Below are 12541 nucleotides of genomic sequence, written 5' to 3' on the forward strand. Positions count from 1 at the left end.
TATGCTGATGTTTTTTATCTGAATGTTGCCAGATCAGCCTTGCCGTCCTTAGCCCTTTCTCTTTCTTGGCGTCTCCACCTTTATTCGGGTTTTTCTACCCGGTGAGCGGCGCTATCATTACGCCGATTTTTTACCAGGTGAAACCCATGAACCAAGAACCTAGCACCCTCTATGCCAAGCTGCTTGGCGAGACCTCAACTATTGAATGGGATGCCTTGCAGCCGTTCTTCGCCAAAGGCGATCTGTTGTGGGTTGATCCTGCACTGGACCTGATCGAAGCGGCGCAGGCCGTGACTCAGGATGATGCAGAGAAAGTGGCCGCCTGGATGGCGTCCGGAGTGCTTGGAAAGATGACCGAAGCGCAGGCGCTAGACGTTCTTGAGCGTAACCCGCAGTTGTGGGCAGTGGTGGTTTCCCCCTGGGTTATGGTCCAGGAAAGGGCAGAGAAATAATATAAAGCACCAAGTTAGAGCGTTTTTTGCCGTAGGCATTTCAGGTCGTGAGTGTGTAGGGCAGTAACTGGTTTCGCCGTAGTGGCCAGTTGCCGTAGAGAAACGCCACAGTCCCGACTGTGGCGTTTTTTTGTGCCTGCCAGATGGCTTCGGGCTTACTGGCTCGAGAGTTGAAAGGCTGTGTGACCGGACTCGGGCAGGGAGCGTTTATTCAGTTCATCGAGCAACTCATGCAGAGCCTCAAAAGGTACCGGGCGGCTTAGCAGAAAGCCCTGGACATAGTCGCAGCCGTATTGCCTGAGGAACTCGAATTGCTGATTGGTTTCAACGCCTTCGGTGACCACCTGCAAGTGCAGGGTGTGGGCCATGACGATAATGGCCTGGACGATTTCCATGTCCTGGCTGGAGGCCGGGATTTCCTGAATGAATGAACGGTCAATTTTTAACGTGTTCAGAGGCAGGCGCTTTAAATAGGCGAGGGAGGAATACCCGGTGCCGAAGTCATCAATCGACAGTGACACGCCGAGGGCGCGAATCTGCCGAAGCAGTTGCGAGGTGCTGTTGATATTTCCCATCAAGGCGTTTTCTGTGACTTCCAGCTCCAGTCGATGGGGGGCGATGCCGGATGTTCGCAGGGCATTTTCAATCTCGTCGGCCAGCTCTACCCGTACCAGATTCAGTGCCGAGCAATTAACCGCGACCCCCAGTTGCTGCCAGCCCATGCGTGACAGGGCAGCCAGGTCCTGACAGGCCTTGCGCAACACCCAGTGGTCCAGTTCGGCGATCAGACCGTTGGCTTCGGCAATGCTGATGAAACGGTCCGGGGCGAGCAAGCCATGCTCAGGGTGCTGCCAGCGCACCAGGGCTTCGAGTTTGGCGACACGGCCTGTCTTAAGGTCAAAGATGGGTTGGTAATGCACCAGTAATCCGCTGCCATCGATCAGTGCATTGCGCAGTTCTTCTTCTATCTGCAGTTCCAGCGACGCGCGGGCTTTCAGGTTCGAGCTGAAGAAGGTCAGGCTATTGCGACCATTGCCTTTGGACTGGTAGAGCGCCAGATCTGCGTGTTTGAGCAACTCGGTACTGGTGGTGCCGTCGTCCGGAAACACACTGATGCCGATGCTGGTGGTCATCACCATGCGTCTGCCGGCCAACTCGATGGGCTCTTTGAGTTTAAGCATGATGCGCTGGGCCATGCTTTGAGCTTCATCGCGGTGGTTGAGGCTGACTAAAATGCAGAATTCATCGCCGCCAAAACGCGCGACCACATCATCATGGCTGCGGGTGGCACTTTTGATTTGGGTGGCGATGGTCTTGAGCAACTGGTCCCCGGCATCATGGCCCAGGCTGTCGTTGATGCGCTTGAAGTGATCAATGTCGAGAAACATCACCGCCAGCTTGCCGTTGTGTGCCGTGCGCTCGATCAGCTTTTCGGCAAAAATCTGGTTGAACCCGCGCCGGTTGATCAGATTGGTCAGCGGGTCGTAAAGCGCCACCTGCTGCAAGGACACGCGGGCCAGGTCAAGTTGGCTGAGCAGGGCGTTGACCCGTTTCAGGTCATGCTCTTTGTGCTGCAGTTTCTTGTCGACCAAGGCTGCGCTGATGCTGCAGCCAATCAGCAACAAGCTGATCAGGGCCACCATCAAGGCCAGTTGCCAGTGGTTGTTTTCAATGAGTGCCTGACCGGTGTCGCCAGCAGGCGAGTAGGTGTGCATCGCCCACATGCCGATGAAGTGCACGCTGAGCAGGGCTGCACCGGCAGCGAGGCTGATGGCGTATTTGAAAAGCTGATGGGGCAAACCGCTGGTGGAGAGCAGGCAAGAGGTCATCAGCAGCGCGCCATAGCTTGCTGCGACGGCCGTGAACAAGGAGAGAGCGATCAGCTGCGGTTGATAATGGCTCAGGTTGTTGGAGTGCATGGCTGACATGCCGACATAGTGCATGCAGCAAACAGCCACCCCAAAAACCAGCGCCGCCAGCTGTAGCCGGGCACGACTGGGGGCAGGGGTATTGAGGATTTGCATGGCGATGAGGGTACCAATCCATGCAATGAACAGCGAGACGCTGGTGATGCCAAGGTCGTAGTGGGTTTCGGACCGGGATTCAAATGCCAGCATGCTGATGAAATGCATGGCCCAAATACCGCCTGCCAGGCAGCTGGCGCCAAGCCATCGCCACACGGTTTTTGCCATGGTTTTTTCGCTGTTGGCAGTACGTTCCACCATGTGCAGCACAGCTAAAGCAGCCGCGCAGGCCACCAGATAGGCGAGAAATACCAGATAAGGGTTATGGCTGCTGTAAAGCAGTTGTCGCCCGTTATCCATGTGCGGACCAAAAAACTGCAAGTCCAGCCATTCCATAGCGCGCCTCGGCACTGATTGCAGATTTGCTAGTCGTCAGGCGCTAGCTCGGTCTCAAGTATAGAGGCTGGAATTTTGGCTGCAGCAATGATGGCAAGATGATGTCTATCATTATGTTATGAGAATTAGGATCGCTATTCCTCTTAGCGCTAAGGCGGCAAGGGGCAAGCCTCGCGCTGTTGATCACGAGGCTTGAAGCCTGCTGCGTGAGCAGGTTGGGCTCCTGCTCAGGGGGAATCAATAAACCCGCTTGCCTTGCGCAAGCGGGTTTTCAATCAGCCTGCGACCAATACGCGAATGGCTTCAAGGCGCAGGGCGGCTTTCTCAAGCATGGCCAGGCTTTGTTCCCGTTGCTTGCGCAAGGCAACCAGTTCGCTGTCACGCACGCTCGGGTTAACCGCTTGCAATGCTGTCAGGCGTGCCAACTCTTCTTCAGTATCGGCGGCCAGGCGACGCTGTGCCTCGGCAACACGTTCTGCGTGGCGTGGCGCGATCTTGGCTTCACCGGCGTTGATCTTCGGCGTGAGGTTGTCACGCTGGGCCTGAATGAACTTGTTGGCGCTGGCACGGGGCACGCTTTCCAGTTGTTCGTTCAAGGTTTCGAAGGCCACGCGTGATGACAGGTCATTGCCGTTGGCGTCCAGCAGGCAGCGCAGAGCGGCAGGTGGCAGGTAACGGCCCAGCTGCAGCGAGCGCGGGGCAACCACTTCGCTGACGTAAATCAGTTCAAGCAGTACGGTTCCGGGCTTGAGTGCCTTGTTTTTGATCAGTGCGACAGCGGTGTTGCCCATCGAACCGGACAATACGAGGTCCATGCCGCCCTGCACCATCGGGTGTTCCCAGGTGATGAACTGCATGTCTTCGCGCGACAGGGCCTGGTTGCGGTCGTAGGTGATGGTCACGCCTTCGTCGTCGCCAAGGGGGAAGCTGGCGTCGAGCATTTTTTCGCTTGGCTTGAGGATCAGGGCGTTTTCCGAGTGGTCTTCACTGTCGATGCCAAAGGCGTTGAACAGGGTTTCCATGTAGATCGGCAGGGTGAATTGATCGTCTTGTTCAAGGATCGCTTCAACCAGCGCTTCGCCTTCGCCCGAGCCGCCGGAGTTCAACTCCAGCAGGCGGTCGCGACCGGTGTGCAGTTCTTGCTCCAGACGCTCGCGTTCGGCGCGGGCTTCGTCGATCAATGCCTGCCACTCTTCATCGTCAGCAGCTTCAAGCAACGGCAGCAGGCGCGGGCCAAACGTGTGTTGCAGTGCGTTGCCGGTAGGGCAGGTATTGAGGAAGGCGTTCAGCGCTTCGTGGTACCACTGGAACAGGCGCTGTTGCGGGCTGGTCTCAAGGTACGGCACGTGGACTTCGATAATGTGTTTCTGGCCGATCCGGTCCAGACGACCAATTCGTTGTTCCAGCAGGTCCGGGTGGGACGGCAGATCGAACAGCACCAAATGATGAGCAAACTGGAAGTTACGACCTTCACTGCCGATTTCCGAGCAGATCAGTACCTGGGCGCCGAACTCCTCGTCTGCGAAGTAGGCCGCTGCGCGGTCGCGCTCAAGAATGTTCATGCCTTCGTGGAAGACCGTTGCAGGGATGCCGGAGCGCACGCGCAGGGCGTCTTCCAGGTCCATTGCGGTCTCGGCGTGGGCACAAATCACCAGCACTTTTGTGCGTTTGAGCATCTTCAGCGTGTCGGTGAGCCACTCGACCCGAGGGTCAAAGCGCCACCAGCGTTCTTCTTCACTGGCGTCCGGCTGGGACTGGAAGCTGACTTCGGGGTAGAGCTCGGCATGTTCGCCCAGCGGCAGTTCCAGGTATTCGTCCGGGCATGGCAGCGGATAAGCATGCAGCTTGCGCTCCGGGAAGCCCTGAATGGCTGCGCGGGTGTTACGGAACAGGACGCGGCCGGTGCCGTGACGGTCGAGCAGTTCGCGTACCAGACGTGCGCTGGCTTCGGCATCGCCATCGTTAACGGCGGCCAGCAAGGTATCACCCTCGGCACCGAGGAAGCCGTGAATGGTTTTGTGGGCTTCAGGCGACAGGCGGCCTTTGTCCAGCAGTTCCTGCACGGCCTGGGCGACCGGGCGATAGTTCTCGCTCTCGGCACGGAAGGCGGCCAGATCGTGGAAGCGGTTGGGGTCGAGCAGGCGCAAGCGGGCGAAGTGGCTGTCCTGGCCCAGTTGTTCCGGGGTAGCGGTCAGCAGCAATACGCCTGGGATCACTTCTGCCAGTTGTTCAATCAAGGCGTATTCCGGGCTGACCTGGTCTTCGTGCCACACCAGGTGATGGGCCTCGTCGACCACCAGCAAATCCCAGTCCGCTGCAAACAAAGCGTCTTGAGCCTTGGGGTCGTCGACCAGCCATTCCAGTGCAACCAGCGCCAGCTGGGTATCTTCAAACGGGTTGCTGGCATCGCTTTCGATGAAGCGCTCTTCGTCAAACAGCGCGACTTCAAGGTTGAAGCGCCGGCGCATCTCCACCAGCCATTGGTGCTGCAGGTTTTCCGGCACCACGATCAGCACGCGGCTGGCGCGGCCACTGAGCAGCTGGCGGTGGATGACCAGACCGGCTTCGATGGTTTTACCCAGGCCTACTTCGTCAGCCAGCAGGACCCGTGGTGCAATCCGGTCGGCAACTTCGCGGGCGATGTGCAACTGGTGGGCAATAGGTTGTGCACGCACACCGCCCAGGCCCCACAGTGGCGACTGCAACTGGCGGCTGGTGTGTTCAAGGGTGTGGTAACGCAGGGAGAACCAGGACAGCGGATCGATCTGGCCGGCGAACAAACGGTCGCTGGCCAGGCGGAACTGGATGAAGTTCGACAGTTGGGTTTCTGGCAGGGTGACAGGCTCGTTTTGCTCGTTGAGCCCGTGATAGACCATCAGCCCGTCGACATCGTCGACTTCGCGCACGGTCATCTTCCAGCCTTCGAAGTGGATGATGGTGTCACCCGGCGAGAACCGTACGCGCGTGAGCGGTGCGTTGCGCAGCGAATATTGGCGGGTTTCGCCAGTGGCCGGATAGAGCACGGTCAACAAGCGACCGTCCTGTGCCAGAACGGTGCCTAAACCTAGCTCTGCTTCGCTGTCACTAATCCAGCGTTGCCCCGGTTGATACTGCTGCGCCATGCTGCCTGACTCCCGCTTCGAAAAAGCCGAGTATATTAACGGATCAGGGGCCTCAGTCCAAAGGACTCTCATAAAAAGCTGTTCGGCTTTACTTGGGCCGGTAGCGGTTTTCGATGAGTGGCTCACGTTGATCGAGCATCAGGAATAGGAGAACAATCGCCATGTTGCCGCCCATCCTGCCTCTGAGTGTAGTCCCCGTGACGTCTCAACAAGATCCGGTGCGCCCACGGCCGGACATTCCACCGGTGGTGCCCGCCCAGGCAGCTGCGGGTGAGAGCGCGATCAACCTGAGCGATCATGACAGCGAGCAGGCCACGCTGTTGCTGCGCGAGGAGCAGCAGCGTCAACAGCAAAAGCGTCGCAGTGAAGCAGAGGAGCAGGAGGCTCAAAGCCCCCCTGATGCTGAAGATGCAGGGCCGCAATTGCCAGCGGTCGATGGCACACAGCGCCTGGGTTTGTGGGTTGATATAAAGGTCTGAGGCGATTTTTTCTGGTCAGGGGTGGCGCGGCGTCGCATTATTGGCCCATTGCCTGAGACCTTTGCGGTCTGCGGTGCACCGACTCAAACACTGACAGTGACCTGATTGCGCTATGAGCCAAGACAACAAGCTGGTCGACCTGGGTGCCGAACGCGCCAAACGGGTGCACGACCTTAAAGAAAAGAAGCTGAATGAAGTACGGCAAGCCTTCGAGCAAGCAATGCCGTTGGCAAAACCCGCAAAAAAGCCGAAGAAAAAACCTAAAAAACGCTGAACAGCGGCGTTTTAGATGATCTGTGTCAAATATCCCGTCCAAGTCCCTGTCGCCGTGGATCACTATTGATCCTGGTCAAGTTCTGCGCCTGCGCGTCTGGTTAATCTAGCTGCAACACACAACAGACCCGCAGGAGGCCGTCATGTTTCTCGATAATGTGGTTATCGCTGGAGTATTTACCGTCGGCCTCATGGTCTTGTTTTTCGCGGGACTGGGCATTTTTATCTGGAAAGACTCCCGCAAGCGCAAATAGCGCAGGTCTTTTCGGGGTATGAGCACGCAAGGCATTTTGGGCGACTTCGGTCGCCTATTTTTTTGCGTGGGTTTTTTGCCCGTACCCCAGGCATAAAAAAAGGTACGACCCGTGAGGGGCGTACCTTTTTTGTTCGACGCTAAATCAGGCGAGCATTTTCGATGCCAGCCAGAACAGCCCCGCAGACAGTGCGATGGTGGCCGGTAAGGTCAGCACCCACGCCATCAGGATGGTTTTGATCGTACTGCTTTGCAGGCCGCTCTTGTTGGCGACCATGGTGCCGGCAACACCCGATGACAGGATGTGTGTCGTCGATACCGGCAGGGCGAAGACATTGGCCAGGCCAATGGCAAAGGCCGTGGTGATCTGGGCCGCCATGCCTTGTGCATAGGTCATGCCTTGCTTGCCGATCTTCTCGCCGATGGTTTTCACCACGCGCTTCCAGCCAACCATGGTGCCCAGCCCGAGAGCCAGAGCAACTGCCAGAATCACCCAGAATGGCGCGTATTCAGTGGTGGCGGTCAGATCTTTGCGCAGTTTTTCGAGGTCCGCTTTTTCACGGGCTTCAAGTGCTGGCAATTTGCTGACTTTCTTCGCGGTGTCGTCCAGGCAAAGCAGGTAGCGACGGATCTCGATACGCTTTTCAGACGGGAGCGAGTGGTAGTCTGCTACGCCTTTAAGCGAGCTCAGTAGCGCGGCGATGGTCGGCTCGGTTTGCTGCGGGTTGCAGCTGAACTGATCCGGCAAGTCGTCTTTTACGCTTTTGCCCAGTGCCAGGAACTCGCTCAGGGAGGCGTTGTTACGCTGATAGAACTGGCTCAGGTGCAGGGTTGCATCGCGAGTCCGCTCGATCTGATAGGTGGTGCTGTTGAGGTCCAGAACGAACGCACTTGGCACGATGCCGATCAGAACCAGCATGATCAGGCCGATGCCTTTCTGGCCATCGTTGGAGCCGTGAACGAAACTCACCGCCATGGCCGAGATCACCAGAACCAGACGGTTCCAGAACGGCGGATGCTTTTTGTCGTCCAGTTTGCGGCGTTGCTCCGGGGTCTTGTGCATCTTGGAGTTAGGACGCCACCACTTGAGACCAACCAGCAACAGTCCCGCAATCACGAATCCGGCCATTGGCGAGAACACCAGCGAGGCGCCAATGTCGATGGCCTTCTGCCAGTTAACACCTTCACTCACCGGAATTCCGTTGATCAGGGCATTGGCCAGGCCGACACCGAGGATAGAGCCGATCAGGGTGTGTGAACTCGACGCGGGAATCCCGAAATACCAGGTTCCCAGGTTCCAGGTGATGGCAGCGGCAAGCAGCGAGAACACCATGGCCAGGCCATGTCCGGTGTTTACATTGACCAGGAGCTCTACCGGAAGCAGGTGGACGATGGCATACGCCACACCGACCCCGCCCAGCAGAACGCCGAGAAAATTGAACACACCGGAAAAGAACACCGCCAGATGAGGCGGCATGGCTTTGGTGTAGATGACTGTTGCTACCGCATTCGCGGTGTCATGAAAGCCGTTTATGAACTCAAATGCGAGAACAAAGGCTAGGGCGAAGAAGAGGCTGATAAGAACCCAGGCGTCCAATCCGCTTAATAGATCGATCATGAAGGTTTTCTGACACGGTCATAAAGGGGTGCGGATTATGCCAGAAAACCCCGCTAATCGATGCACTAGCTGTCCGTTGGTAACATCTATAAATGAAAAAACCAGTGATGGCTATTCCCGGCAGAGAACCTGAACTCCTCTCCAAGCCGCTGATATCAAAGGCTGTACGCGTTCTTGCGGGGCTGATACCTGCCCTTGTGAAGGCTACGACTGAAGGATGAAATTTCTTCAATCCGGCCCGTGAGAAGGGGTAGTTTCAGCCTCGGCGTCACAAACCACAGCAATGCGCGCGCGAATGGCCAGTCGTCAGGGACCTCCAGCCGCGCTCAATAGCTGCATTCAGGCCAAAGGTTCAGGGTTCCCCTGGCTTGAGCTCTTGTTCAATTTTTTGAATTTCCTGGGAGAATGCCTGATCCAGCAGGCTGGCCCGTTTGCGCCAGGGTTTGCGCTCCGGTTCTGGCTGGGCAGCGTAGATAGTCACTTCGCCACCGTAAACATCCTTGTAACGTTGCTCCTGACGCTCAAGTTCTGCGCGCAGTTCGTCTTTCGTCACAGTATTACCTAATTGAGTTGAGATTAAATCCGGTGAACCATCGTGTACGAGAGGGCGTTCGATTTAACGTGTGTGCTCGCCTTGTGCACGGCCTGTAAGCAATGACAAGGTTAAACAAGCCGTTCTTTGCACGCCGCATGTCATCAACTAAAAATGCAGATCGCCACGGTAAGTGTTCACCCTCGAGGGGGACAACATGCAGTGCACTTGAATGTTAAGCCGCGGGGCTTGTTGAATTCACTCAGCGACTTGGATCCAATAACGGAGGGTGCTTGATTCTGTGCACTCACTTACTTAGGAAGCATGCTGGCCCAAGTAATGTTGCTACTATCGCCCAATAACTTCGGGCGCGTCAACTTTCGGGTGATCGGCGAGTCACGGCACTAAAGGCTTAACTAGATATGATACGAACCTTATCTATTAGTTGAGGGGGCGGGGAGTTGGCTGCACAAGTTTCAAGTCGGCGCCCGGGTTTAATCTGTGCGCTTTATACAGACGGTTTCTATCTGTGTCGGGCGCTTGACACATGAAATGTGAAAGGGCTGGTTTTTTAATAAAGACCGCAGGCGTTGATTAAGTGCGCTGATTGAAGATCATCGATCGTCATGTAAATGATCCCTCCATTACCCGCGCGGGCAATGGCAGGGCAATGCCGAGTCGATTGCGATTATCGCCCGACAGTTCGATAATCGCCCTCTGTGGTGTGGGTCAAACGCGTTCTGCGGGTTGGACAGGTGGTTAATAACAATAAATTCAAGCAGGGGGATTGAAGATGAATGATGTATTGCGCAATGCCGCTACCTGTATCGCGCCTCCGATTGTGGCGTCGCCCGCCAAGCGTATCCAGGCGTTCACCGGCGATCCCGATTTTATGGCGTCATTGGCCCGGGGGCTGGCGGTGGTGCAGGCCTTTCAGGAGCGCAAGCGCCATCTGACCATTGCCCAGATCAGCCATCGCACCGAGATTCCACGGGCCGCAGTGCGCCGCTGCCTGTACACCCTGATCAAGCTCGGTTATGCCACTACTGATGGCCGTACTTATTCGTTACTGCCCAAAGTACTGACTCTCGGTCATGCCTACCTGTCATCGACACCTTTGGCGGTGTCGGCCCAGCCGTATCTGGACCGCATGAGCGAGCAGCTGCATGAGGCCTGCAACATGGCGACCCTCGAGGGTGACGACATTCTGTACATTGCCCGTTCGGCTACCACTCAGCGCCTGATTTCGGTAGATCTTTCCGTGGGCGGGCGGTTGCCGGCGTATTGCACCTCCATGGGCCGCATCCTCCTGGCGGCACTGGATGATGTGACATTGCACGAGTACCTGGCCCATGCTGAGTTTCAGGCCAAGACCAGCCGTACTCTGCATACGCCCGAAGCGTTGCTTGAGTGTTTGCAGCAGGTGCGGGAACAAGGCTGGTGTGTGGTTGATCAAGAACTGGAGCAGGGGCTGCGTTCCATTGCAGTTCCGGTATATGACGCTTCCGGGCAAGTGCTCGCAGCCTTGAACGTCAGTACCCATGCCGCAAGAGTGAGCCGTACCGAACTGGAGCAGCGCTTTCTGCCGATCATGCTGAGCTCCAGTCGCGACCTGAGTGCCCAGCTGTTCAGCTGAGGTGGGCGCACTAAGCGTTCGATAAACGCACAGTTAAGCGTTTATCGAATTGCATGCCGGCGGCGGGCTGATTATTGTCCGGGAGCGCCCTGGAATGCAGTCTGCCCAAGCATTCACCAGGATTCGCCCACTATAATAAAGAAGAGGCCGAACGCCATGAACACCCCCCACTTCCTGATCTGGAAGCAGTCTTCGACGGTCCTCCCAAGACCGGTTTGACATCCTCTTTTAGGTTTCTTGTGTGAGCAGCCGCTCCTTGGCAGGCTTTCGTTCACCTGCGTTTTCCCGGAATAAAAATAATGAATTCGTCTCAGTCTGCAGCAGGAAACTGCCTTGATGTGCAGTCATTTATCAATACTCAGCCGCTCTCGCGTTACCAGTGGCGAGTAGTCATTCTGTGTTTTCTGATTGTCTTTCTGGATGGTCTGGACACCGCAGCCATGGGCTTCATCGCTCCGGCCCTGTCGCAGGACTGGGGGATAGACCGCGCCAGCCTTGGCCCGGTCATGAGCGCGGCGCTGATAGGCATGGTATTCGGAGCCTTGGGATCGGGGCCGCTGGCTGACCGTTTCGGGCGAAAAGTGGTGCTGGTGGGGGCCGTGCTGGTGTTTGGCGGGTTTAGCCTGGCCTCGGCCTACAGCACTAATGTCGATCAACTTCTGGTCTTGCGCTTTTTAACCGGCCTGGGCCTTGGCGCCGGGATGCCGAACGCCACCACCTTGCTGTCTGAGTACACACCGGAGCGCCACAAGTCGCTGTTGGTGACCAGCATGTTCTGCGGTTTCAATCTGGGCATGGCAGGCGGAGGTTTCATCTCGGCCAAATTGATCCCGATGTACGGCTGGCACAGCCTGTTGCTGATCGGCGGGATCTTGCCGTTGCTGCTGACATTGGTTCTGGTGGTGTGGCTGCCGGAATCTGCGCGTTTTCTGGTGGTACGCAATCGAAGTATTGAGCTGATTCGTAAAACCCTGGCACCCATTGCTCCGGCCATTGTTGCCGGCGCCACCCGCTTCAGCGTGCCCGAGCAGCAGACCGTCAAGGCGCGCAATGTATTTGCCGTGATCTTCTCCGGGACCTATAGCGCCGGCACCTTGTTGCTGTGGCTCACCTACTTCATGGGGCTGGTGATTGTGTATCTGCTCACCAGCTGGCTGCCGACCCTGATGCGTGACAGCGGGGCCAGCATGGAGCAGGCCGCGTTTATTGGTGCGCTTTTCCAGTTCGGCGGAGTCTTGAGTGCCGTGGGTGTGGGATGGGCGATGGATCGATTCAATCCGCACAAGGTAATAGGTGTGTTCTACCTGCTGGCTGGAGTGTTTGCCTACGCAGTAGGGCAGAGCCTGGGCAATATCACGATCCTGGCCACTCTGGTTCTGGTGGCCGGTATGTGTGTAAACGGCGCGCAATCTGCGATGCCGTCCCTGGCGGCGCGTTTTTACCCGACCCAAGGGCGGGCCACGGGCGTTTCGTGGATGCTCGGGATTGGTCGCTTCGGCGCCATTCTGGGGGCCTGGATGGGCGCAACCCTGCTGGGCTTGGGCTGGAACTTCGAGCAAGTGCTGACGGCGCTGGTGATTCCGGCAGCTCTGGCGACCACCGCGGTACTGATCAAAGGCATGGTCAGTCACGCCGATGCAACCTGATTGCGGGTTGATTAGTCAGCAAGCTAACTATGTGTTCGATTAGCGCACACATAGTCGATTATCGGATTGTTCAGGTTGAGTCGGCGGCTTAACCTGCCAGACATCATTTCGTTGCACCACGCCGTCAAGCATGTAAATGCCGCTCACCGCGGGCCGCTCGATGTTGAACT

At 57.0% G+C, this 12541-nt stretch carries 10 protein-coding genes; 6 read left to right on the plus strand and 4 right to left on the minus strand.

Annotated elements, in window-relative coordinates; translation table 11 throughout:
• Positions 1-146: 146 nt before the first annotated feature.
• On the plus strand, positions 147-452 hold the full coding sequence (locus FEZ21_RS08565) for a DUF2288 domain-containing protein (protein ID WP_003443105.1): 306 nt from the start codon (positions 147-149) through the stop codon (positions 450-452).
• Between the two features lie 155 nt (positions 453-607).
• On the opposite strand, the gene FEZ21_RS08570 is transcribed toward FEZ21_RS08565, so the two are convergent.
• Both FEZ21_RS08570 and rapA read right to left on the minus strand, forming a co-directional pair.
• Entirely contained in the window at positions 608-2812 is a 2205-nt protein-coding gene (locus FEZ21_RS08570; RefSeq protein ID WP_127196135.1) for a bifunctional diguanylate cyclase/phosphodiesterase, read from the minus strand.
• 275 nt (positions 2813-3087) lie between these two features.
• The gene (gene rapA / locus FEZ21_RS08575) at positions 3088-5934 is read right to left on the minus strand and encodes an RNA polymerase-associated protein RapA (RefSeq protein WP_003443101.1); all 2847 of its coding nucleotides are present in this window, start codon (positions 5932-5934) and stop codon (positions 3088-3090) included.
• Between the two features lie 161 nt (positions 5935-6095).
• Here rapA and FEZ21_RS08580 point away from each other — a divergent pair, with 161 nt between their 5' ends.
• From FEZ21_RS08580 to ccoM, 3 genes are all read left to right on the plus strand, one after another.
• Complete coding sequence (locus FEZ21_RS08580) at positions 6096-6413, plus strand: aspartate-semialdehyde dehydrogenase (RefSeq protein WP_160626868.1); 318 nt, start codon at positions 6096-6098, stop codon at positions 6411-6413.
• Between the two features lie 112 nt (positions 6414-6525).
• Entirely contained in the window at positions 6526-6687 is a 162-nt protein-coding gene (locus FEZ21_RS22460; protein ID WP_003443098.1) for a hypothetical protein, read from the plus strand.
• A 142-nt stretch (positions 6688-6829) separates the two neighbouring features.
• Positions 6830-6940, plus strand: coding sequence for a cytochrome c oxidase subunit CcoM (gene ccoM / locus FEZ21_RS22795; RefSeq protein WP_003443097.1), 111 nt, complete (start codon positions 6830-6832; stop codon positions 6938-6940).
• Positions 6941-7084: 144 nt separating this feature from the next.
• On the opposite strand, the gene FEZ21_RS08585 is transcribed toward ccoM, so the two are convergent.
• The gene (locus tag FEZ21_RS08585; protein ID WP_003443096.1) at positions 7085-8557 is read right to left on the minus strand and encodes an inorganic phosphate transporter; all 1473 of its coding nucleotides are present in this window, start codon (positions 8555-8557) and stop codon (positions 7085-7087) included.
• Between the two features lie 352 nt (positions 8558-8909).
• On the minus strand, positions 8910-9110 hold the full coding sequence (locus FEZ21_RS08590; RefSeq protein WP_160626870.1) for a hypothetical protein: 201 nt from the start codon (positions 9108-9110) through the stop codon (positions 8910-8912).
• Positions 9111-9882: 772 nt separating this feature from the next.
• On the opposite strand from FEZ21_RS08590, the gene pcaR reads away from it, so the two are divergent.
• A complete protein-coding gene (gene pcaR, locus FEZ21_RS08595) occupies positions 9883-10725 on the plus strand; it encodes a pca regulon transcriptional regulator PcaR (protein ID WP_003443092.1) in 843 nt (280 codons plus the stop codon).
• Between the two features lie 299 nt (positions 10726-11024).
• Positions 11025-12371, plus strand: coding sequence for an MFS transporter (locus tag FEZ21_RS08600; RefSeq protein WP_003443090.1), 1347 nt, complete (start codon positions 11025-11027; stop codon positions 12369-12371).
• The last annotated feature ends 170 nt before the right edge of the window (positions 12372-12541 follow it).

Origin of the sequence: Pseudomonas sp. 9.1(2019), assembly GCF_009910445.1 — a bacterium.
Lineage (GTDB): Bacteria > Pseudomonadota > Gammaproteobacteria > Pseudomonadales > Pseudomonadaceae > Aquipseudomonas > Aquipseudomonas paraversuta.

What these genes read in the sequence shown, in the direction of transcription:
- FEZ21_RS08565 (WP_003443105.1), top strand. Translation starts at nt 147, where the DNA reads ATGAACCAAGAACCTAGCACCCTCTATGCCAAGCTGCTTGGCGAGACC.
- FEZ21_RS08570 (WP_127196135.1), bottom strand. Translation starts at nt 2,812, where the DNA reads ATGGAATGGCTGGACTTGCAGTTTTTTGGTCCGCACATGGATAACGGG.
- rapA (WP_003443101.1), bottom strand. Translation starts at nt 5,934, where the DNA reads ATGGCGCAGCAGTATCAACCGGGGCAACGCTGGATTAGTGACAGCGAA.
- FEZ21_RS08580 (WP_160626868.1), top strand. Translation starts at nt 6,096, where the DNA reads ATGTTGCCGCCCATCCTGCCTCTGAGTGTAGTCCCCGTGACGTCTCAA.
- FEZ21_RS22460 (WP_003443098.1), top strand. Translation starts at nt 6,526, where the DNA reads ATGAGCCAAGACAACAAGCTGGTCGACCTGGGTGCCGAACGCGCCAAA.
- ccoM (WP_003443097.1), top strand. Translation starts at nt 6,830, where the DNA reads ATGTTTCTCGATAATGTGGTTATCGCTGGAGTATTTACCGTCGGCCTC.
- FEZ21_RS08585 (WP_003443096.1), bottom strand. Translation starts at nt 8,557, where the DNA reads ATGATCGATCTATTAAGCGGATTGGACGCCTGGGTTCTTATCAGCCTC.
- pcaR (WP_003443092.1), top strand. Translation starts at nt 9,883, where the DNA reads ATGAATGATGTATTGCGCAATGCCGCTACCTGTATCGCGCCTCCGATT.
- FEZ21_RS08600 (WP_003443090.1), top strand. Translation starts at nt 11,025, where the DNA reads ATGAATTCGTCTCAGTCTGCAGCAGGAAACTGCCTTGATGTGCAGTCA.